General features: G+C 36.2%; 17 protein-coding genes and 1 tRNA gene. 16 read left to right on the top strand and 2 right to left on the bottom strand.

The window, feature by feature from the left end; translation table 11 throughout:
* Positions 1-10: 10 nt before the first annotated feature.
* A complete protein-coding gene (locus L2586_RS22390) occupies positions 11-1,123 on the bottom strand; it encodes a ThuA domain-containing protein (protein WP_235295200.1) in 1,113 nt (370 codons plus the stop codon).
* Between the two features lie 167 nt (positions 1,124-1,290).
* Here L2586_RS22390 and L2586_RS22395 point away from each other — a divergent pair, with 167 nt between their 5' ends.
* From L2586_RS22395 to L2586_RS22415, 6 genes are all read left to right on the top strand, one after another.
* Positions 1,291-2,517 (top strand): MFS transporter, encoded by a 1,227-nt coding sequence (locus L2586_RS22395; RefSeq protein WP_235295201.1) that lies wholly within the window; start codon positions 1,291-1,293, stop codon positions 2,515-2,517.
* A gap of 152 nt (positions 2,518-2,669) precedes the next feature.
* Positions 2,670-4,085 carry an MBL fold metallo-hydrolase RNA specificity domain-containing protein gene (locus tag L2586_RS22400; protein WP_235295202.1) on the top strand — a complete coding sequence of 472 codons (1,416 nt, stop codon included), beginning with the start codon at positions 2,670-2,672 and terminating at the stop codon, positions 4,083-4,085.
* Between the two features lie 45 nt (positions 4,086-4,130).
* On the top strand, positions 4,131-5,597 hold the full coding sequence (locus L2586_RS22405) for a hypothetical protein (RefSeq protein WP_235295203.1): 1,467 nt from the start codon (positions 4,131-4,133) through the stop codon (positions 5,595-5,597).
* The gene (locus L2586_RS22410; RefSeq protein ID WP_235295204.1) at positions 5,594-6,880 is read left to right on the top strand and encodes a DUF5723 family protein; all 1,287 of its coding nucleotides are present in this window, start codon (positions 5,594-5,596) and stop codon (positions 6,878-6,880) included. Before L2586_RS22405 ends, L2586_RS22410 begins: the two co-directional genes overlap by 4 nt.
* Before the next feature lie 142 nt (positions 6,881-7,022).
* Positions 7,023-7,364, top strand: coding sequence for a LytR/AlgR family response regulator transcription factor (locus tag L2586_RS24895; RefSeq protein WP_394804430.1), 342 nt, complete (start codon positions 7,023-7,025; stop codon positions 7,362-7,364).
* Between the two features lie 139 nt (positions 7,365-7,503).
* Positions 7,504-7,577, top strand: a tRNA-Asn gene (locus L2586_RS22415).
* 120 nt (positions 7,578-7,697) lie between these two features.
* On the opposite strand, the gene L2586_RS22420 is transcribed toward L2586_RS22415, so the two are convergent.
* Positions 7,698-8,060, bottom strand: a complete 363-nt coding sequence (locus tag L2586_RS22420; RefSeq protein WP_235295205.1) for an SdpI family protein — start codon at positions 8,058-8,060, stop codon at positions 7,698-7,700.
* Positions 8,061-8,157: 97 nt separating this feature from the next.
* Here L2586_RS22420 and L2586_RS22425 point away from each other — a divergent pair, with 97 nt between their 5' ends.
* The 10 genes from L2586_RS22425 (at position 8,158) to L2586_RS22470 (ending at position 22,125) form a co-directional block, all read left to right on the top strand.
* Positions 8,158-10,740: a transglycosylase domain-containing protein gene (locus tag L2586_RS22425; RefSeq protein ID WP_235295206.1), complete on the top strand. Its 2,583-nt coding sequence runs from the start codon at positions 8,158-8,160 to the stop codon at positions 10,738-10,740.
* On the top strand, positions 10,700-12,706 hold the full coding sequence (locus L2586_RS22430) for a peptidylprolyl isomerase (RefSeq protein WP_235295207.1): 2,007 nt from the start codon (positions 10,700-10,702) through the stop codon (positions 12,704-12,706). The genes L2586_RS22425 and L2586_RS22430 overlap by 41 nt, the downstream gene beginning before the upstream one ends.
* A gap of 33 nt (positions 12,707-12,739) precedes the next feature.
* Positions 12,740-13,801 carry a glycine cleavage system aminomethyltransferase GcvT gene (gene gcvT, locus L2586_RS22435; protein ID WP_235295208.1) on the top strand — a complete coding sequence of 354 codons (1,062 nt, stop codon included), beginning with the start codon at positions 12,740-12,742 and terminating at the stop codon, positions 13,799-13,801.
* 15 nt (positions 13,802-13,816) lie between these two features.
* On the top strand, positions 13,817-14,923 hold the full coding sequence (locus L2586_RS22440) for a DUF1015 family protein (protein ID WP_235295209.1): 1,107 nt from the start codon (positions 13,817-13,819) through the stop codon (positions 14,921-14,923).
* A gap of 2 nt (positions 14,924-14,925) precedes the next feature.
* Positions 14,926-16,098, top strand: a complete 1,173-nt coding sequence (locus L2586_RS22445) for an amidohydrolase family protein (protein ID WP_235295210.1) — start codon at positions 14,926-14,928, stop codon at positions 16,096-16,098.
* A gap of 156 nt (positions 16,099-16,254) precedes the next feature.
* Entirely contained in the window at positions 16,255-17,418 is a 1,164-nt protein-coding gene (locus tag L2586_RS22450; RefSeq protein ID WP_235295211.1) for a pyridoxal phosphate-dependent aminotransferase, read from the top strand.
* A gap of 68 nt (positions 17,419-17,486) precedes the next feature.
* The gene (locus L2586_RS22455) at positions 17,487-18,551 is read left to right on the top strand and encodes an AEC family transporter (RefSeq protein WP_235295212.1); all 1,065 of its coding nucleotides are present in this window, start codon (positions 17,487-17,489) and stop codon (positions 18,549-18,551) included.
* Positions 18,552-18,653: 102 nt separating this feature from the next.
* Positions 18,654-20,387 (top strand): alpha/beta hydrolase family protein, encoded by a 1,734-nt coding sequence (locus L2586_RS22460; protein ID WP_235295213.1) that lies wholly within the window; start codon positions 18,654-18,656, stop codon positions 20,385-20,387.
* Positions 20,384-21,427, top strand: a complete 1,044-nt coding sequence (locus L2586_RS22465; protein ID WP_235295214.1) for a sensor histidine kinase — start codon at positions 20,384-20,386, stop codon at positions 21,425-21,427. Before L2586_RS22460 ends, L2586_RS22465 begins: the two co-directional genes overlap by 4 nt.
* Complete coding sequence (locus tag L2586_RS22470; RefSeq protein ID WP_235295215.1) at positions 21,424-22,125, top strand: LytR/AlgR family response regulator transcription factor; 702 nt, start codon at positions 21,424-21,426, stop codon at positions 22,123-22,125. The genes L2586_RS22465 and L2586_RS22470 overlap by 4 nt, the downstream gene beginning before the upstream one ends.
* The last annotated feature ends 196 nt before the right edge of the window (positions 22,126-22,321 follow it).

Here is a 22,321-nt window from a genome sequence, read left to right on the forward strand (position 1 = left end):
GAATTGAGTATTACTTCACGTTTTCCCCGATAATCAGGTTCAGTGTGTCCCAGTGTTCATCTTTGTGAAAAGCAAATCGCGAAGGTTTATAATCACCTTCCAAATTAACACTTGCTTTTGCCGGAACAGTTTCTCCAACTCCCCAGAAAACCGCATTGACAATGATTCTTCTCATTTGCTCATTTAACAAGTCTGTCGCAGCGCCCATCGTCGTTGTAAAAACTTTTCCTTTTTGACCACCTTCTAATTGATATGTTTTAGTCCATGCCACTGGCATCATAGGATTATTTTGATTCATTTTTTTACCTTTTTTCTCGATATCATCAGGTAATGTCTTGTCCGTAGAACGCATGCCTAATAATACATCGGCCTCATCTTTTTCACCTTCTCGATTAGTTACTTGACCTAGAATAAGAGGTTTGGAATCGCCTGACATTGGCAATCTAACTTCATAAACATCAGTAGGCCCCCAGATTTCGCCAGAGGCAATTCCATTAAGGATAGGATTTTCTTCAGCTCCTTCAGCGAAAATTCCTCGAGTACTCTGGTTTCCATGACTTCCGTGGTGAGACACCCAGTTTTCTCCTAGAATAAACTTACCGAAGCCATTTTTCCATTGATCATCTTCACCGTGATAATTTCCATATCGCTTATAATTTGATTCATCTTCTTTCTTGAAATTAAATGCATGTGTAGAAGTTCTTAATCCGATGACAGGTTTTCCAGCAAGTAGGAAATTGTCTATATGTTTCATCTGGCTATCCGGCAGCGCTCTGAACCTTGTAAAAATAATCATCAAGTCGGCATCGTCTAAATGTTCTAGCCCTGGTATATTTCGACCAAAATTAGGATCTACTTTTCCTAACTGTGCAGTATCTTGGGCAAAGAGTACCGTTGTATTAAACCCATGTTGATTAGTAAGTATTTTAGCTAACTGAGGAAGTGCTTCTTCAGATCTATATTCCTCATCACCAGAGACTAGCACAATATTAGGCATGTTTTTCTTTCCTTCATATTGTAAGAAGGTCTTAGGGCCTTCTTCTAAATTGGTTTCATCTGTTTTTTCTTGCGATTTGCAACTCACGAATAGTAGAACAACTACTAATATCTTTGTAAAATTCATGTTGGTATTAAGTTTTTTTAAAATTCTTCAATTATTTTGTTTGTAATATTCTTAATTAGTTAATAGTTTTTCCATTTTTAGGGGAAAATTCAAATTATAATTACAGAATATTTTGATATTTTGAATTTAAATATGTTATGAATGTATAAACTTAAATTTAACTTTTTATGATTAACGATAAGAGATTATTTTATGCAAGTTGTTTTGCCTTAATTACAACTGCATTATCCTTTAGTATTAGGGCGGGAATTTTACCTCAATTAGGAGAGCAATTAGAACTTAGCGCAGCCCAATTAGGAAGTATTAATTCCATGTGGTTTTTCGGATTTCCAATTGCGATGGTTATCGGTGGTTTAATCTATCACACGGTAGGTGGAGAAAGAATAATGCAGTTTGCTTTTCTTGCTCATGCAATAGGAATTATTTTAACCATTTATGCGGGTTCATATATGACCTTAATGATTTCTACCTTTTTAATAGGGCTAGGAAATGGTTGTACTGAAGCAGCTTGTAACCCATTAATTGCTGATACTTATAAAGGAAACAAGATGAGTACGATGATGAATCGGTTTCATATGTGGTTTCCCGGAGGTATAGTGGTAGGAAGTTTAATCTCTTTTTTCATGACGAAGGCTGGAATGTCTTGGCAGGCTCAGATCTGGATCATTTTAATCCCTACAGTGATTTATGCATATTTATTCTGGGGACAGAAATGGCCTAAAGCTAAAGTAGAAGAAGCTGGAACCGTGATAGGGAATCTGAAAGGAATGATCACACCATTATTTATTTTTATTCTAGTATGTATGTGGTTTACAGCACAAACGGAATTCGGTCCAACTCAATGGGTAGAATTAATTCTTAAGAGTAGTGGAGCAGCACCTATGCTAGTGTTAGCCTTAATTACTGGAACAATGGCTGTTGCGAGATATTTTGGTGGAAATGTGGTACATCAGTTTAATACTACAGGTGTATTATTGATTTCTGCAATATTAGCAACAATTGGATTGTACTTGTTTACCACTGTAACTGGCCCAGCTGTATATGGAGTTGCGATCATATTCGCATTAGGTGTAGCTTATTTCTGGCCTAACATGATTGGATTCGTAGCAGACTATATTCCTAAAAGTGGTGCATTAGGAATGTCTGTAGTAGGAGCATTAGGAATGTTATCATCTTTTTTCATGCAGCCTATTATCGGTGGATGGATAGATAGTAATAGAGCTGAAGCAGCAGCAGCTGGTTTAGAAGGAGATGCTTTAGAATTAGCTACAGGTCAAGCAACCCTAGCAACAATTAATTTCTTTCCGATTATATTAATCGTATTGTTTACCATCTTGTTTTTCTGGATGAGAGGCAAAAAGAAAGTTGATGAGGAATTAGAAGTTGCTCTTTAATAATAAAAAAATATAAGCATTATAAATGGTCTTTAAGCGTAAGTTTAAAGGCCATTTTTTATTGCACAGATGGACAAGTGTTGCGTCTCTTTTGTTAATAAACAGATCAATTATTAGAGTTTTTATATCTTACAACTCATAAAAGAAGATAAATGGAAGTAAAATTTTGTGGCGCAGCAAGAAATGTGACGGGTAGTTCTCATTTGATAACATTGGATAATGGATATAGAATTCTATTAGATTGTGGATTATACCAAGGAAAAGGAAGGTATGTCTGGGATTATAATAATGGCTTCGAGTTTGATCCGATGACTGTTGATACGATGATACTTTCACATGCTCACATCGATCATTGCGGTAGAATTCCACAACTTGTCAAGAATGGATTTGATGGAGATATTATCTGTACGCATGCGACCAGATCTTTGTGCGGAATTATGCTTCTTGATAGTGCTAAAATTCAGGAAAGAGATGTAGAATGGCACAATAAAAAATTATTAAAGAAGAAAAATAGAGGTGGAAAGCAATTACGTGTTCCACTTTATACTAGTGAAGACGTTCAGCCAGCGATGAACCGCTTTTTAGGTTGTTCATATGATCGCTGGGTACATGTTGCTGATGGAGTGGAAGTATTCTTTTCAGATGCAGGTCATATACTAGGTAGTGCGAGTGTCGTCCTTAGAATCAAAGATGGAGACGAGACCAAAATGATTGGGTTTTCTGGAGATATCGGTCGACCTGATAGGCCAATTTTAAGAGATCCGGTACCGATGAAGCAGGTGGATTACCTCATATGCGAATCTACTTACGGAGACAAAGAACACGAGGATAAGCCAGCACAAGCCGACAGATTTCTAGAGATTATAAAAGAAACCTGTATTAAGAATAAAGGAAAATTAGTAATACCTGCTTTTTCAGTGGGAAGAACACAAGAGATCGTATATATGCTGGATCAGATGAATACAAGTGGTATTCTTCCGAAATTACCAGTATATGTGGATAGTCCATTAGCTGTGAATGCAACGATTGTCTTCGGTTCCCATCCAGAGTGTTTTGATAATCAAGTGCATGAATATATGCTGATTGATGACAACCCATTTGGCTTTAATGATTTAACTTATGTGAAGGATGTCGCAACGTCCAAGTGGTTAAATGAGTCTGATGAACCTTGTATTATTGTTAGTTCTTCAGGAATGATGAATGCAGGAAGGGTTAAGCACCATTTATTTCACGGTATAGAGAATCCTAAAAATACTTTTTTAATTGTTGGATATTGTTCGCCAGATACACCAGGTGGAATGCTTAAGAATGGTATAGACAAATTGAAACTGTATGGAGAATGGAAGCAAGTTCGCGCGAATATCGAAGTGATGGATTCCTTTTCTGCCCATGCAGACCGGAAAGAAATGGTAGGCTTTATTGAAAATCAAAAGCCTAATTTGAAACAAATATTTCTGGTACACGGGGAATTCGATACCCAATCAAAGTTCAAAACTTATTTAAATGAGCATGGCTTTCCTAATGTAGAAATCCCTGAATTAGGTCAGGAATTTGCACTTTATAAATAAAAAATAAGGGTAGATGCAAGCCATATCAGGCAAATATCCGTTATTATGTCGATGCACTATTTTAAAGCTTTATTATTTCTGAGTTTAGTCATCTCTAGTTGTACCGTACCAACTTTAGATGAAGTAGATCTTGATGGAGAATATGCTGTTCCTTTAATCAATTCTAAAGTATCTATTGGAGACTTATTTGAAGAAGGCAGTGATTTGAAGATTATTGCTCTTCAAGACGGAACGTTAAGTCTTCAGTATCATGAAGAACTCATTTCAGAAAGTATAAATCAATTGTTGCCGTCCATTCCCAGTATAGGTGAAGTAGAAATAATAGACACGGTAAGTTATTTTCCGATTGCAACTAACGGGCAATTTATTCTGTCTAAAGCGTTGCTGAGTGGTGATGAAATGAGATTTAGATATACTCATGATAAAGATGAAGATGTATCTGTCCATCTAAAGATTCCAGAATTGACAAAAGATGGAAAAATCTTTGAATTTGATTATGACCTCTTGTCTACTGGAACTGTGCCTTTTACGGCATTTACAGAATCATTCGACTTAGCTGGATACGAATTTAATTCAGAAGAGAATCAACTGACCTTTATTTACGATGCGAGGAATCCGCAGAACGAAAGGATTAAATTATCTTTTGCCGCGATGAGTTTTAACTTGCTAAAGTTTGAATATGGTGAAGGAAATCTACAACGAACAACTTATAAGTTAAATGGAGATTCTATCGCACTTACTCTATTCGATGCATGGCAGAGTGGAATGGTAGAATTCGAAAACCCGTTTATATCTTTTGAATTAGAACATTCGTATGGCTTTCCAATTTCTCTAAGGATAAACGAAGTTACGCTAAGCACCATCGATAATACGCGGAAAGCGCTCGTTAGTGATCAAGTTGATAAAGAAATAGCATTGAATTATCCGGGTTTCTCTCAAGTCGGTGAATCTTTTGTAACATCCATACCTTTCGATAATTCGAACTCTAACATTCGGACACTATTCAATGAACAGATTGGACTTATAGAATATGATGTAGATGCGATCATTAATCCTGATGATGATGCAGAATTGAAAGGTTATGTGACGGACGAAAGCTTCTTTACCTTAAATGTTGACTTGTTTGTTCCATTTGTTCAGAAAATAACTGAGTTGAGAATTCAAGACACAATTGACATAGAAAATTTGTTTCCGGAAGAGTTTTCAGCTTTAGAATTTAAAATTATAACTCAGAATGAATATCCGGTCAACATCAGTTTGGATTTTATTTTTCTAGATGAGAATGATCAAGAAATGGAACGATTATTAGGAAATAACCCTTTAATAATCGAACCCACACAAGCGAAAACAAGATTCATTAATCTTGAAGCCTCTAAAATTTTACATTTAAAGAATGCGAAGAAGATCGTAGTGGAGCCCATTTTCGATTCTTCAGCAATTTCAGAGGACTTTGTTCGATTTTCAACTGATCAGTTTCTTGATTTGAAAGTAGGACTTAAATTTAAAATATGAGAAGGTTTTTACTTTTTTGCTTTTCAATTATTGCTTTTCAGCTAATCGGTCAACAAGAGCTAGGTACCTACTTTTTAAATTCGCTTCATCAAAGTGCTGAACTTAATCCAGCATTCGACGCTGAAGAGAAATTAGTGATCGCACTACCGTCTGCGTATGCTACTTTCCACCAAAGAGGGATTTCAGTTAATGGATTTATTAAAGGAAGATTACTGGAATTCGCAACAAGTAACAAAAACCAAATCTTATTTGGAAGTAATCTCAGTTTATTAAAGGTTAGTTATAAGCATAAAAATATAAGGTATAATTTCGCTCATAATTATAAGTCTTTCACTGATTTTCAATTTTCGAATCCGCTGTTAGCATTAGTTGTTAATGGAAATGCTCAGTACATCGGCGGTAAGGTTTCTTTCTCCCCTAATATCGCATCTACTACATATAGTGAGACCGTATTAGGAGCTACTTTTGTAGGAAATTTCTCTTTTGGTGTCAATTTGAAATTACTGAACGGCATTCAGAATATTTCTAGCTCCGAAAGTGAATTTGAGCTGAGTGTTAATGATGAAATATATCAATTACAGCTTGATGCCGAGTTTTTGTTGAATTCTTCTTTTCCCATTGACCTCAATGATTTTAGTGATATTAACCTCTTAAAATATGACTTCCTCCCTAAGAATTTCGGGATGGCACTAGATCTAGGAGTCAGCTATAATGATGGTCCTCTCACGGTTTCTGCAAGTGTCATTGATCTAGGATTTTTGAATTGGAATGAGAATCCGCATAATTATAGAGCAAATGGACGGTTCGTATATGATGGAGTCGAACTGAAGGACTTAGCAGATGTGAATTTTAATTTTCTGGATACACTAGGTGGATCGATTGATTTCGAAGATGAAGAAATGAAGTTTAGCAATTATGTTCCCACTAAGTTCTATGCAAATTTGAATTATCAATATCTTCCCAATGTGCAGGTAGGGGCTTTGATATATGGTCATCGAAACTATGAAAGGACGAACGCTGCTATTGCATTTAATGTGCAAAGAAGTTTTAATAATAAACATGCGATTGCAGCTCAATATGCGGTCGTAGGGAGAAATCCTGTAAATCTTGGTATTAGTGCGTACACAACGTTGGGGCCTATTCAGTTGTATGCAATTACGGACAATGTAATCGGTTTGTTTAATACTTTTGGAGCTGAAAATGCTAATTTCCGACTTGGACTAAATTTAGTATTTGGCCTGAAAAATAGAGAAGAAGTGGTGAAATATGCGAATATGGACTAATAAACCACCCATTTAGGTGATATTTTAATTAGAATTAGGTGCTAAATTTGTAATGTATAGTTTTGTAGCATTCTGCATAACTCAAAACCAAGACATGAAAATAATTAATCCCTTAATTCGTAAAGAAGGTGAAATTAATTTAATGACTGCCTCGAAGGCAAAAATTAAATTGATTTCATCTAACAAAATTCATATCATACATAAGGCTGATATTCTTTATTTAAGTGCAGACAGTAATTATTGTAAAGTTGTACTTAAGTCAGGTAAGAAAATATTATGTAGCCAAACGTTGAAGTCTGTCCAGGAAAAATTGAAATCCCCTCACTTTTTCAGGTGTCATCAATCTTATGTTTTTAACATGAATTACTTGGAATCTGTTTGCTCTACTATGAGTGAATTACACCTAATAGATGGTACAATCGTACCAATTTCTAGAAGTAACCGAGCAGAATTGAAAAGTTTATTAAAAATCTGGTTTGACTAAGTAGTTGAATAACAGTCTATTGTGGCGAAAGGTGTCGAAAAGTTGATAATTTATTATTTTTCTTTCTCAAATTAATTGTGTAGAAAGAATAGAAATAATAAATTTGCATCGCTTTAAAAGAAAAAGCACAACCAGTACTGCTTCCTTAGCTCAGCTGGTTAGAGCATCTGACTGTTAATCAGAGGGTCCAAGGTTCAAGTCCTTGAGGGAGCGCAAAAGTCTTGTCGAATTTCGGCAAGACTTTTTTGTTTTTAGTCTACTTTTAGCAAACGGTTTCCGCATTTAGCTCTTAAGTTTAGTAAAGCTATAATAGTAAATGTCACAAATTAATGACTAGCCAAATTTTTCTTTAAGCTCCTTTTCCGTTATTACGAGAGGTGTTATGAGTACGATTAGCAAGACGGCAATCGCAATTAAACTTCCTACCATTTCTGAAAAATTAAAATACAAGGAGATAAAAGAGAGTAGAATCATTAATTGAGCAGCTCTAACCATCCGCTTTGTTCCATGTACTTGAGCGTAATCCCAAGCTTCTTGAGATTTCATCGCATTAGGTGTTCTGAAGCCATATAGTTTGTTAATTGATTCGGGTGGTTTTCTTAATACGTAGATTCCAATTAACCAAATGATTATCCCCGACGAAAACAGACAAATGAAGATTACATTGTTGAAAATACCAAGGTCTAGTGTAGTCATGAGTGATGTTATTCTTAATAATAAAACTTAACCCTTAAATTAATCCATTTTCATTATAATTTCAATTATTTTGGCGGTCTAATCAATATTTAGATCGTTGGCAATAAGGCTAAAAAAATCGGAAACTTCAGATTCATCTAAGAAATTCAGTTTTCTTAGTTTATTAATTAAGCTATTGTGGGTGCTCTCCTTTGCTGGAATCATTTTTATATTTCTATTTTTTCTCTACCTTTCTAAGGATGACCTTCCTAGTCTGGAAAGTTTAGAGAATCCTAAATATGATCTTGCCTCGATCGTATACGCATCAGATGAAACGCCGATAGGGAAGTACTATATCGAAAATAGAGAAAATGTACCCTACGATTCTATTTCTCCTTTCATTACAAGTGCGCTGTTTGCAACAGAGGATGTTAGGTTTAGCAAACATACAGGAATTGATTTCAAAGCGCTGGGTAGAGTTGCATTCAAGTCTATTTTACTAGGTCAAGATAGTGGAGGTGGAGGAAGTACGATCACACAGCAACTAGCGAAATTATTATTTGATCGACCGAACCTTGGTGATAAAGGAAAAATTGGGCGAGCCTATGCTTTGTTTAAAGTGAAGTTAAAAGAATGGATCACGGCTGTAAGAATTGAAAAGAGCTATACAAAAGAAGAAATTCTGGCGATGTACTTGAATAAGTTTGAATTTATAAACGGTGCACATGGTATCCAAGCCGCATCTCAGACCTATTTTGGTAAGAACCAAGAACATCTAAAACTAGAAGAAGCTGCGGTATTGGTTGGAATGTTAAAAAATCCTTCACTATACAATCCGATCAGATTTCCGGAGAAAGCACAAGATAGAAGAGATGTCGTACTATCACAAATGTACAAGTATGATAGGCTAAGCAAAGAAGAAAGAGATAGTTTGATTAGTATTGAACTTGATATGACGGCTTTTGAAAGAGAAGACCCGAACGATGGATTAGCGCCTTATTTTAGAGCAGAACTAACAAAGTGGCTGAAGGATTTATTCGCGAGTAAAGACTTGTTGAAGCCAGACGGAACGAAATATAACATTTACACAGATGGTCTAAAAATTTATACGACCATTAATCCTATCTATCAAGCGCACGCTGAAGCTGCAATGAGAGAGCACATGAAGGTTGTTCAAGATAGATACTGGAGCAGGTGGAGAGGAATGGATCCATACATTTTTAAAGCAGATAAACGGCAGACAGCCTTACGAAAAGCTGCGTTAATGAGGAGGGTTTATGATTCAGATAGATTCGAAAGCTTGTTTAATAAAGAGCTTGGAGAAACCATTGCGAAAATCAACAATAAGTATAAAGGAATTAATATTAGTCGTTACAAGCTGCCTTTAATAATAGATTATACAGATGCTGGAAAGCTCGTAAGTGATAATAAAATTGGTAAAAGTGATGAAAGCAATTATGCTAAATTGTTGAAAAATAAGGATTGGACTTCCCTCCAAGAAGAGTATAAGGCTTTTGACGAAAAATTTGAGGAGGAGTTCAATACCGAAATTCCAATGAAAGTCTTTGCTTATAATGAGAAAGGCGAAGAAGAGAAAGTGATGAGTCCTTTGGATTCTGTGGAATACCACCTTAGACATCTGCAGACTGGAATTCTTGCAGTAGAACCGGGAACTGGATATATTAGAGCTTGGGTAGGTGGAACAGGATTTAAATATTTTAAGTATGATCATGTAACGACAAGAAGGCAGGTAGGTTCCACTGTTAAGCCATTTGTATACAGCGCAGCGATTGCATTTCAGAATATTTCTCCTTGTCAGACTTTCGATGATATTCAGTATACGATAGCACCTGGGGAAAGTAATTTTGACTTAATTGATGTCTGGACGCCTAATAATGCGAACGAAAGTTTTACTGGAAATAAGTACAACCTTTATCAAGGACTGCTTTATTCTAAAAACTCCATTACCGTGCGATTAATTAAGGAAATGGGAACCGTAGAAATCATACGGAACCTGCTCAGCAATGCTGGAATAGACATAACCCGAAAGCATCCAAATGGAGAACTTGTTGTTCCTAATTTACCTTCTATTTCCTTAGGAGCATTGGATCTGACGGTGAAAGAAATGGCGGGTGCATATACCACATTTGCTAATAACGGAGTCTATACGGAACCTATTTTTATTGCTAGAATAGAAGATAAAAATGGGAAAGTAATACACAGACAAATAGGAACTAAAAGAGAAACGCTTAACCCAGTATATAATGCTGTCATGGTAGATATGCTGAAAAACAATGTCGCTGGAAAATATGGACTAGGTATTAAAGCTGAAGTTGGTGGAAAAACAGGAACAACGAATGACTATACGGATGGTTGGTTCATGGGAATCACTCCTGATTTAGTGGTTGGGACTTGGGTCGGAGGAGATGAGAATTGGGTTCGATTTTTCACACTGGATGCGGGTCAAGGCTTTGTAATGGCACGGCCATTTTTTATAAAATTTATAAAGAAATTAGAAGCAGATCCGAATTCAGGTTATAATAGTGAGAAGAAATTTAATAAAGTAAGTGGAGCTTATCAATATATGGACTGTACGCGTTTTAAACAAGGCGAACCAGAGGACGAGCAACAAGAAATTTTGAAAAAGAAAATATTGAAAAATGAATTCGAGGAAGAGGAATTCGGTGAGGAAGAGTGGTAGTTTACTATTCTTATTGATTTTTATTATTGCTGCTTGCGTTCCCCCAACAGAACAGGAGTATTTTGAAATAAATGTAGATTATAGTGATCCTGGATTAAGGAAAATCCTAGAGCTGGAAGTTAGACAAGAGCTAGATTCTTTACTCTTATTCGTGAGCCATCCTAATCCTACTTATCGATTAATAACTGCTAAGTCCTTCGCATCATTTCAAGCTCCAGAAGCTATAGATTCGATGGTGAAATTGCTAAACGATCCTTTCATAGAGGTAAAGACAGCAGCTGCTTTTACATTAGGACAGATAGGCGCTCCATCTTCAGCTGATGAATTGCTAAAGGCTTTCTCTCAGCAAGATTCGATAGATGTTAATAATACATTTAACAATGCAGTCTTAGAAGCCATGGGCAAGATCGGTCCTGAAAGTTATCTGAATGCTATAGCAACTGTGAATACCTACAGAAGCTCTGATACGTTATTAGTCTTAGGACAGGCACACGCCATTTATCAATATGGGTTAAGGTCAATTTTTGACCCTGAAGGAGATAAAACCATGGTGAAATTTGTGACCGGAAATTACCCGCTATCCGTTCAGAAAATAGCTGCACAGTATTTCTTCCGATTTGAAAATGCAAACATTGATGAAACGAAGTTTCAATTGCTAAAAGTAATGAAGGAGCATAAGGATCCTGATGTGAGAATGGCACTAGCTACCGCAATAACCAGGAAAGGCTATCAAGACTTACAGTCAGAGATTTTAGATTTCTATTCAACAGAGAAAGATTACCGAGTTAAATGTAATATTCTTAGACAAATCCATAAATACCCGTATATCAGTATTGTTGAAAATGTACTTAGGGAAATCAGTAATGTAAATGAGAAAGTCGGTCTGTGTGCGGCAGAATACCTTATGGAAAATGGAAATGGCTATGATGCTCCAGTTTATTTGGATTATGTAAAAAGTGACTTGAATCCTTTTATCAAAATCAAGGTGTATCAGTCTTTAATGAAGAATTCGGGAAGAGGATCAGGTTCTAGGTACACAGCGACTGCTGCACTAAAAGAAATGGCGCTGGACGAAAGCTTAAACCAATATGTTCGTGCAGAAGCTTTAATTGGGCTAGCAGAGGATTATCGAAGCACACCATTTATCATCGAACAATTCAAAAGTGATAACCCCTCGATTCTAAAAACGAGAACGGTAGAAAGCTTAGTCAAAATATTGAAAAGTAAAGAATACGTTCCGAATGCTACCAAGAAAGAAATTGCGGTATTTATAGAAAAAGCGATCACTGAGGGTACAGGTGGGATGGTTTCTGCGGCAACAGCCGCATTCAATGATGAAGAATTGAAATTTGCAGATCAATTTGAAAATTTGGACTTTCTGACGAATACACTTAATCGATTGGTAATACCGAATGAGATAGAAACCTATAATGAGTTAAATGCAGCCATCGCTAAAATTAATGGAAGGGAAAAGCCAGAACCGAAAGTGTCCGATAATATTAAGCCGATCAATTGGGATTTATTCGATCAATATTCAGCTTTTCCTGAAATTAGAATCTCTACGAATAAAGGTGAAATTGTGATTAGACTGTTTAAGAACGAAGCACCGCATAGTGTGATGAATATTATAGAACTTGTGAAATCAGGATATTACAATAATAAGTACTTCCACCGAGTAATACCGAACTTTGTTGCCCAAACAGGTTGCCCAGATGGAGATGGGTATGGATCATTGGATTATACGATTCGATCAGAATTAAATAATGTACATTATAATGATGAAGGCTATGTAGGTTATGCTTCTGCAGGACTGCACACAGAGTCTACGCAGTGGTTTGTAACTTATTCTCCTACGCCACATCTGGATGGGAAGTATTCGCTTTTTGGGAAAGTACTGGGAAGCATGGATATTGTAGATCAATTAGAAGTAGGAGATAAAATTAGTAGGATTTCGATTACCAATTAAATATAAAATAACCCACACTTAAAGCTTAATAAGATGAAAGAGACAGCATTAACTCAGATACACGTTGACTTAGGTGCTAAGATGGCAGAATTCGCTGGTTACAATATGCCCATCGTTTATTCAAGTATTAATGAAGAACATAAAGCCGTGCGTGAAGATGTAGGAATTTTCGATGTTTCACATATGGGCGAATTTAGAATTAAAGGACCTCATGCGCTGGATTTATTGCAAAAGGTAACCAGTAATGATGTTTCGAAATTGGAAAATAACCAAGCTCAATACTCATGCCTTCCTAATGACAAAGGAGGAATCGTTGATGACTTGATCGTTTATAAAATAGATGATGAAGAGTATTTTTTAGTGGTCAATGCATCAAACATTGAAAAAGATTGGAATTGGATCGCTTCGAATAATGAAGTGAAAGCAGAAATGATCAATGAGTCCGATACCATCGGATTACTAGCAGTTCAAGGTCCTAATGCAGAAGCGTTGCTGCAAAAACTTACGGATGTAGATCTCTCCGAAATTGATTTTTATCATTTTCGAAAGGGAACAATAGCTGGAATCGAAAATGCAATTATTTCTGCAACAGGTTATACTGGTTCTGGTGGATTTGAAATCTATGTACCTGATGATAGACTTGCTGATCTTTGGAATGCGATAGACGCTAAACCATGCGGTCTAGGAGCAAGAGATACCTTAAGGCTTGAAAAAGGATATTGTCTATATGGTAATGATATAAATGACGAAACGTCACCACTTGAGGCAGGCTTAGGATGGATAACAAAACTGAAGATTAAAGAAGATTTTAATTCTAAGGACTTATTTATCGAACAAAAAGCCCAAGGAATCACTAAGAAATTAGTCGGTTTCAAAGTGGATGATCGCAGAGTTCCTAGGCATGGCTATAAAATTTTAAATGAGAAAGAAGAAGAAATCGGAGTCGTTACTTCAGGTACCCAATCTCCGAATTTATCGATACCTATAGGTCTAGGATATGTTCCTACTGAATATGCAGTTCCAGATACGAGCATATTAATTTCTACTGGAAGAAAAAATCTGAAAGCAACTATTTGCAAAATCCCATTTGTCTAAAATTCGAATACATATATGAGAGTACAATCTTTTAAAGCTTCATATCCTAATAAATCTTTGTTAATATCTCCAAGTACTTTTTTTGATACGATGGGAGTGAATTTTGCGAAGCATCAGACTTCTGGTCTTTTCGAAGACGTGGATGAAGATGCAATGTTTGTCTACCAAATCAAGGTGAAAGACATCAAGTATCGTGGAATTATCAATAATACTGAGATTCAAGATTTAATAGATGGAAACATCTTACTTCATGAAGATACCATTCCTGAAAAGGAACAAGACATGGTAGAAGATACGTTAGAGCGAAAGGCGATGATTAAGCCTGTATTACTCTTCCATAAGAAGAACAAAAAGTTGAATAAGATCATCAATGCTTATATCGACAATGAGCCCAAGTTTTACAGCTTCGACTTAGATGATGCTAGTACACATACCTTATGGAAAATTTCGGATGAGGATCAGTTAGAGCAAATTAGAAATATTTTTCTTTTTGGGGTTGCGAAAGCATTTGTAGCAGATGGACACCATCGCTGCAAGGCTTCTAAGATGTTATATAAAAACAAACCATCTCAATTTAGAGACCTAGATTTCAGCAGGATGCTCACAGCTTATTTTTCGGAAGATCAAGTCGAAATCTATGATCATGTGAAAATGATAGACATCCTTGATACCATAAAGCCAGAGGTTTTTATTGCGGAATTATCTGAGTATGCTAGCGTTCGATTGATAACAAAATTTAGTTATCCAGATAAGAAAAGAGAATTTGCAGTGCTCTTAAATGGTGAGATTTATAAAGGAAAATGGCGTAAGAAGGTGCTTAAAGATTTTGAGGTTAGTCCAGATGCCCTCGATGCTTACATCATGAACCAAATTGTTTTCAAGACCATATTTAAAATTGCAGATGTAAGAAGTGATAAGCGAATTTCATTTTTTTCAGGGAATGAAAAAGTGAAAAGCATTCTGAAGAGAAGCACGGATAATCCTAATTCTATATGCATTCTGCAAAATTCACTTACCTTAAGTGATGTGAAGAAGTTCTCTTCGAAAAAGAAAAACTTACCACCTAAGAGTACTTGGTTTGAACCGAGAATAAAGAGTGGAATCATTGCGCAGAAGTACTAATCATGAAGGTTGTATCGGCTGATTTTATTTATGATTCACCTAATGCTAAGTTCTTAACTGATCATGTCCTAATTGTAGATGGTGATGAGATACTAGATCTGATTCATAAGAATGAAGCACCACATCCAGACTTATTTTATAATGGCATGCTATGCCCCGGATTTATAAATACACACTGTCATCTGGAGTTGTCGCATATGAAAGGCGTTATCCCTAGTGGTACAGGGCTGATTAATTTTCTTCAGAAAGTTGTCAATCTTAGAGCTTTTCCGGAAGAAGTGATTCAAGAAGCCATTTCGAAAGCAGACCGAGAAATGTATGAATCGGGTATAGTCGCCGTAGGTGATATTTCGAACACTGTTGATACTGTTCCAGTCAAGCAAAATTCAAATATTCAATACTATACTTTTGTAGAGATGTTTGACTTGCTGAATCCTGCAATAACTCAGCTGACTATTGATAAATATATAGATGTATTCAATAAGCATCAAAGCTTAAAGTCCCTTGTGCCTCATGCTCCATATACGGTCTCGGAAGTTCTTTTTAATTATATCAAAAAAGAAAATAAACCAAATCAGACAATAAGTATCCATAATCAAGAAGTCAAAGATGAAAATGATTTGTTCTTAAGTGGTGATAGTAGATTCGGTGAGTTTTTTAATGGAATCGGTGCTAGTCTAGATCATTTCATTCCGACTGGAACACGATCTATAAAATATGCATTAGAAAAAATGGATCCTTCACAAAGAACACTTCTAGTACATAACACCATGTCGATAAAAGAAGATGTCCAATATGCTCATGATTGGTCTAGCAATGTTTACTGGTGTACCTGCCCGAATGCGAATCTTTATATAGAAAATAGATTACCTGATTACCAAACATTGATGGCTGAAAATGCTCGGATGACGTTAGGGACAGATAGCCTAAGTTCGAACTGGCAGTTGAATATATGGGAGGAAATAAAGGCTGTTAAGAAATACAATGATTACATTCCTATTAGTGAATTACTTTCGTGGGCAACGATAAATGGCGCGGAAGCTCTAGGCTTAAGGTCTACATTAGGTTCCTTCGAAAAAGGAAAGAGACCGGGTATTGTGCACATAGATTTAGACCCTAGTGCCAGCACATTTGAACTTATGAAGAGCGAAAGTAAATTAATTTTGACTGGATAGCCATCACATTTTTATAAGTTAATAAAGATTTAAAACCTCCTTTTGTATAGCTAGTTTTTACGCTAATTCTACCGATAGCGATAACAAATTCTAATAAAACTATCGAAGTGATTCCATTTTTTAATGCGAATTTTATTTGTATCCAAAATCATAATAATGGCAATGCAAAGAAGAACTTGGTTAAAAACTATCGCGCTAACATCTGCGGGCTCAGTCATCGCAAGGAACTTAGATTTCACACAACCTAGAATAAGTACATCTCCTAATACTAGCCGTTTTTTAGAATGGGAAAATAGTCCATATAAGGATAGAATTCCAGCTTTGAAAGCTAGATTGTTAGCAAACGAGAATCCATATGGGCCTTCTGAGGCAGCTAAGGAAGCAATCATTGATTCGGTATCAATGGGTAATAGATATGGACATAAGCAAGCACAAGAACTTATAGAGATGCTTGCAGCTAAGGAAGGCGTAACTCCAGATCATATCATGTTAGGCCCTGGATCATCTGATCTGCTTGAAAAAGTAGGAATAACTCACTTTTTAGAAGGTGGAAATATTGTTGCTGCTGACCCAACTTATATGTCGATTATCAATACTGCAAAATCATTCAACGCAGAATGGAAGGCAGTAAAAGTAAAGGAGAACTGGGAATACGATTTAGATGCGATGAAAGCAGCAATCGATGATAAAACCAAATTGGTTTACATCTGTAATCCTAATAACCCCACCGCTACCATTACTCCAGCGGATAAAATTTGGAAATTTTGTGAAGAAGTAGCCGATAAGAAACCTGTGTTCGTGGATGAAGCTTACCTCGAATTCATGGAGCCAGAAGAGCAAAAGAGTATGGTCGGTTTAGTAAATAAAGGCAAAAATGTAATCATAAGTAGAACGTTCTCAAAGGTATACGGAATGGCAGGCATTAGAGTTGGATATATAGTAGCCTTGCCTTCCACCCTTGAGAAAATAGAGCATATGGTGAGAAGTAATATGGGATTAAATATTACCGCTTTGCATGCTGCAATTGCTAGTCTTAAGGACGAGAACTTTGTATCAGACTCTATTGCGAAAAATGCAGAATGCCGTTCTTATGTATGTGATGAGCTAAGTTCGATGAATATTAAATACGTGCCTTCACAAACCAGTTTTATCTTATTCCCCATTGCAATGGATGGGAAGCCATTTTTGAAAGAGATGTTTGATCTTCAAGTAGGTGTTCGGGCGTTCCAGATTTTTGATCAATCCTATTGTCGTGTAAGCATGGGCACCATGACAGAAATGAAAATGTTTATGGAAGCTTTGAAAAAAGTCATTGCATAGATTAGCACATGGGAGAAGGATTGACAAAAACGCTGGTATGTCTACTTTTTATTGGAATCGGAATTTTAATGAAGAGGAAGATATCCTCCAAAGAGCAACTTGGAGGTATCAAATCTATCATTTTAAGTCTTGCGCTTCCAGCAACTATTTTTATCGCGTTATTAAAAATTGATATCGCTTTTAATTTACTCATACTTCCCCTGCTCGCCTTCGTAATAAATATTCTACTTTTTGGCAGTGGGTTCGCATTACTCAAATGCTTGGGTATTAAATATGATAGCGCTAAAGGGAGAACAATTCTCTTACTTTCAGCTTCCATGGCTCCAGGCCTTTCATGTTTTCCTTTTATTATAGAATACTTGGGCGAGCAAAGTTTAGCATATGCAGCTTTTGCAGATGTAGGTAATAAGTTTTTCGGTTTGATTTTACTTTACTTGATAGCCATGCACTGGTTCTATAAATTAACTATTCGAAAAGGTGAAAAGAGTACGAAAGAAGGTGGAAAAATTAAAGGACTTTTACTTGCTTTGGTTAATGAGCCCATAAATATTGTTCTTTTCGTGGGTTTAGGAATGCTGATTTTCGGACTCAATTTAAATTCATTACCAATATTTATACAATCTGTTGCACAAAGGCTAAGTCTCATCATGACACCTCTGGTTTTAATTTTCATTGGTCTAGCAGTAAATGTAAATAGAAAAGCAGTTAAACTTATTCTACAGATTCTTTTTTGGAAATCAGGTATTGCATTTATCATAAGTGGAATTATATTGCTTTTTCTACCAAGTAACCTTTCATTAGCGTCATTAATATTAGTTGTAGCTTTTCCTCAAAGTGCATTTAGTTTTTGGCCATATGCACATATGACGGCTGTTAAATCTTTAGAGAAAAAGAAGGGTGTTAAAACTTTTGATTCTAAATTAGCATTAAACATGCTCGCCTTTTCCCTACCATTTAGTACGATTCTAATTTTAATAATCTGCTCATCAGGGCCAATCTTTGCTAATTCATGGCTTATAATAGGACTAGGTGTTGGCTTTGTATTGATACCAATCCTTTTCAATCTGTTTACTAGAAAATCAGGTTTCAATTTTTCATCTGTACCAAGAGAAAATTTGCAATTAAGCAAGTAGATACCGCTCATCATTTTTTCCTACCACTCATCACAATTGACTAGATTTCTCCCTTTTCTGAGACTATGTTTGTATTATTATTAACGATAAATATAAATACAGATGATAAATAGAATACTAACACTCGCCATTTTTGCAATCTCAACGATGCAGTTAATAGGGCAATCTGTTGTAGGTGACTGGGAAGGAAAATTAGAAGTACAAGGGAATTCTTTAACTATCATTTTCCATATTTCTGAAAGTGATGGAGTATATGCCAGTACTATGGATAGTCCGAATCAAGGTGCATTCGATATTAAGATGGATGCAACAACATTTCAGGATCAAACATTGACCATAAAAAATGCCCAAATGAGCATGGAGACCATTGCTACATTTGACCCAAGTAAAGATGAAATCTCTGGAAAATTTAACCAAGGGCCAATGAGTCTGCCTATCACACTTAAAAGGATGGAAGAGAAATTCACGAAAGAAAATCTGAGTAATCATCCAATTGCGGGTGACTGGAATGGCGCCTTAGACATCATGGGGACACAGCTCCGATTAGTATTTCATGTAAGTGAGGAAAACGATGAATTGACCTCTACAATGGATAGCCCGGATCAAGGAGCATTTGGTTTAGCGACAGACGCGACTACTTTTGAAGATAATAAAGTGGAAATAGAAGCAAAAGCTATGGGGATTAAAGTTCAAGGTGAGTTTGATGCGGAGACTGATGTAATAGAGGGCAAGTTTTATCAGGGTGGTCAAGTTATTCCGCTAAAATTGACAAGGGAAAAGATAGAGAAAAAGGAAGTTAAGCGACCACAAGAACCTAGCACTTTTGATTACAAGGTGGAGGATGTAAAATTTGAAAATAAAGAAGGTGGACATTCACTTGCTGGAACGCTGACGATTCCTGAAAATGGAAAGTTTGAGAAAGTAGTTGTACTTGTTTCAGGATCCGGCCCACAAGACCGAAATGAAGAGCTGCTAGGACATAAGCCATTTCTTGTATTGTCTGATTACTTAACTAAGAATGGAGTTGCTGTTTTAAGATACGATGATAGAGGAGTGGGGGAGTCAACAGGTGATTTTGGATCGGCGACCTCTATGGACTTAGCTGAAGATGCAATGGCGGCAGTTACATACTTGAGAGGGCGCTCAGATATGAAAGGAAAGAAAATAGGTGTAATGGGGCATAGCGAAGGTGGACTTATTGCTCCAGTTGTGGCGACGAAAATGCCATTAGATTTCATCGTCCTACTTGCGGGACCTGGAATAGATTCGGATGAGTTATTATTAGAGCAGACGGAAGCCATTTCAAGAGCTAATGAAGTTGATGAAGAAACGATTCAATTCAGCAAACAAGCATCGAAGTTGATTTTCACAATGATTAAGGAAAATAAAGAGATGCCTACAGACGAACTGAAAGCTGCAATTGAGGTTCAGTTGAGAAAGGAATTTGCAAAGCTTACGGAAGAGCAAATCAAAGAAATAGGTGACATCGAGAAAGAGGTGGAAAATCAAGTTAATGCAGTTACACAACCATGGTTTCGATACTTTCTAGGGTTTTCTCCTGCACCATATCTTAGTAAAGTTACGATTCCGGTGTTAGCGATAAATGGTTCTAATGATTTACAAGTATTGGCTGATTCTAACTTAAAAGGAATAGAAGAGAACTTAAAGAAAGCAGGAAATAAAAATTACCAGATAGAAAAATTAGAAGGTCTCAATCATTTATTTCAACAATCAGAAACTGGATCGCCGAATGAATATGGAACGATCGAAGAAACTTTTAATCAAGAAGCATTAGATTTAGTTTTAAATTGGATAGAAAGTTTTGATAAGAAATGATAGCAATTAGTAATAGGAATTTTTGGATTGCACAGACTGTTGGATGGGGCCTACTTGGTATCGCGAACTTCTTATTGCAGTATTACACCTTGGGCTTATTTAAGCAGGCGATTATTAATTCTATAATCGCTTTTGCTGCGGGATTTATTACCACTACTATTTATAGATCTATCATTAAGAAAGTGGACCTGAATCTTATGAATATAGGGCGGACCATCATCATTATTATTGGTAGTACCCTCTTGTTAATTCTTGTCATCTTAATAGGTATAAGTATCATCATGTATTTTATGCATGATCGCAAATTTCTAAGTATCAATGAAGTTCTAGGGAATTCGTTTACTTTCGGAACGCTAATGCTGATCTGGAACAGTTTGTACTTTATGATTCATTATTTGCACAATTGGAAGAATGCAGAGTCCGAGCGATGGAAATTAGAAGCAGCAGTAAAAGAAGCGGAGTTAGGCAATCTAAAGGCTCAGATTAATCCACATTTTATGTTTAATGCGATCAATAATATTCGAGCGCTTATTTCTGAAGATGCTGACAAGGCAAAGGAGATGTTGTTGCACTTTTCTGATATGTTTCGATACTCGCTGGTCTATAATGATAAAAGTTTAGTGGAACTGGGCGATGAGATTGAGATCGTTAAGAAGTATTTAGAATTGCTATCTATTCAATTCGAAGAAAAGTTGAGTTATACTTTTGAAATAGAAGTTTCATTGGAAGAAGTAAGAATTCCACCGATGATGATCCAACTTTTGGTAGAGAATGCTATTAAACATGGTATTTCTGAACTTCCGAATGGAGGGGAAGTAATTATAGGTGCAAGATCTGAGGGAGATAAAATCATACTTACGGTAAAAAATACTGGGACGTTAAATGGGAAGCAAACCATTCAGAAAAAAATAGGAGTGGGGATGAAAAACATTAGAGAAAGGCTGAACTTGATTTACGGAAATAAAGCACATCTAACATTAGAAGAGGAATCAGGATTTGTCATTGCGATATTAACCTTACCTAAAACGAATAAGGAATGAAAGCGATTGTAGTAGAAGATTCAAGACTTGCTAGAAACGAATTAGTGAAGATGGTGGAAGCATTAGGGAGATTCGAACACATTTATACCGCATCAGATGGAGATGATGCCATTATACAGATTAAAGAACATAATCCTGAAGTTATCTTTCTCGATATTCATTTGCCTGGGAAGAATGGATTTGAAGTTCTAGAAGCACTTGACTTTGTTCCGCCGGTTATTTTTACAACCGCATTTGACGAATACGCCATTAAATCTTTTGAATATAATGCCATTGATTATCTGATGAAGCCTATAAGTCAAGAGCGATTAGCAAAAGCTTTGGAAAAGTTGCCAATGGAAAGCAAAGAGAAGCAAGAAAAGCTTTCTGTAGATCAGCAAGTTTTTGTTAGGGATGGCGATAAATGTTGGTTTGTCAAGATAGAGGATATTCGCTTGTTTGAATCAATGGGAAATTACACGAGAATTTACTTTGAAAATGAAAAGCCTATGATTCTGAAGTCTCTGAGTTACCTAGAGGAAATTCTTGAGGATAAGCGATTTTTCAGAGCCAATCGACAGGAAATCATCAATGTCAAGTTTGTGAATAATATTGCTCCAAGTTTTAATGGGAAGCTGAAAATCACGCTGATCACAGGTGAAGAAGTGGAAGTTTCAAGGCGACAAAGTGCGGAATTTAAAGCGGTATTCGGGATCTGATCGCTGAAAATGGAAGTTAATAATCCTAGACTATCATCTAGCTAGACTAATAGCGCTTGCTAGTTAATTTGGTTTTATGATCTGTAGATGAAGAATGCAATATGAGTATGATCCTCACATTGACATAAAAGCATTAAAACACTATACAATTGCTTCATTCTTCTTGCAATGTCTTATTTGTTTCCGTTATTTGTGA

It is taken from the genome of Portibacter lacus, assembly GCF_021533215.1.
GTDB classification, from domain to species: domain Bacteria; phylum Bacteroidota; class Bacteroidia; order Chitinophagales; family Saprospiraceae; genus Portibacter; species Portibacter lacus.

Excerpts from the sequence above, each read along its gene's own strand:
- L2586_RS22390 (WP_235295200.1), bottom strand. The coding sequence starts at position 1,123 with ATGAATTTTACAAAGATATTAGTAGTTGTTCTACTATTCGTGAGTTGC.
- L2586_RS22400 (WP_235295202.1), top strand. The coding sequence starts at position 2,670 with ATGGAAGTAAAATTTTGTGGCGCAGCAAGAAATGTGACGGGTAGTTCT.
- L2586_RS24895 (WP_394804430.1), top strand. The coding sequence starts at position 7,023 with ATGACTGCCTCGAAGGCAAAAATTAAATTGATTTCATCTAACAAAATT.
- L2586_RS22450 (WP_235295211.1), top strand. The coding sequence starts at position 16,255 with ATGGCAATGCAAAGAAGAACTTGGTTAAAAACTATCGCGCTAACATCT.
- L2586_RS22445 (WP_235295210.1), top strand. The coding sequence starts at position 14,926 with ATGAAGGTTGTATCGGCTGATTTTATTTATGATTCACCTAATGCTAAG.
- L2586_RS22395 (WP_235295201.1), top strand. The coding sequence starts at position 1,291 with ATGATTAACGATAAGAGATTATTTTATGCAAGTTGTTTTGCCTTAATT.
- L2586_RS22465 (WP_235295214.1), top strand. The coding sequence starts at position 20,384 with ATGATAGCAATTAGTAATAGGAATTTTTGGATTGCACAGACTGTTGGA.
- L2586_RS22405 (WP_235295203.1), top strand. The coding sequence starts at position 4,131 with ATGTCGATGCACTATTTTAAAGCTTTATTATTTCTGAGTTTAGTCATC.
- L2586_RS22430 (WP_235295207.1), top strand. The coding sequence starts at position 10,700 with ATGAATTCGAGGAAGAGGAATTCGGTGAGGAAGAGTGGTAGTTTACTA.
- L2586_RS22470 (WP_235295215.1), top strand. The coding sequence starts at position 21,424 with ATGAAAGCGATTGTAGTAGAAGATTCAAGACTTGCTAGAAACGAATTA.
- gcvT (WP_235295208.1), top strand. The coding sequence starts at position 12,740 with ATGAAAGAGACAGCATTAACTCAGATACACGTTGACTTAGGTGCTAAG.
- L2586_RS22440 (WP_235295209.1), top strand. The coding sequence starts at position 13,817 with ATGAGAGTACAATCTTTTAAAGCTTCATATCCTAATAAATCTTTGTTA.
- L2586_RS22460 (WP_235295213.1), top strand. The coding sequence starts at position 18,654 with ATGATAAATAGAATACTAACACTCGCCATTTTTGCAATCTCAACGATG.
- L2586_RS22455 (WP_235295212.1), top strand. The coding sequence starts at position 17,487 with ATGAAGAGGAAGATATCCTCCAAAGAGCAACTTGGAGGTATCAAATCT.
- L2586_RS22410 (WP_235295204.1), top strand. The coding sequence starts at position 5,594 with ATGAGAAGGTTTTTACTTTTTTGCTTTTCAATTATTGCTTTTCAGCTA.
- L2586_RS22420 (WP_235295205.1), bottom strand. The coding sequence starts at position 8,060 with ATGACTACACTAGACCTTGGTATTTTCAACAATGTAATCTTCATTTGT.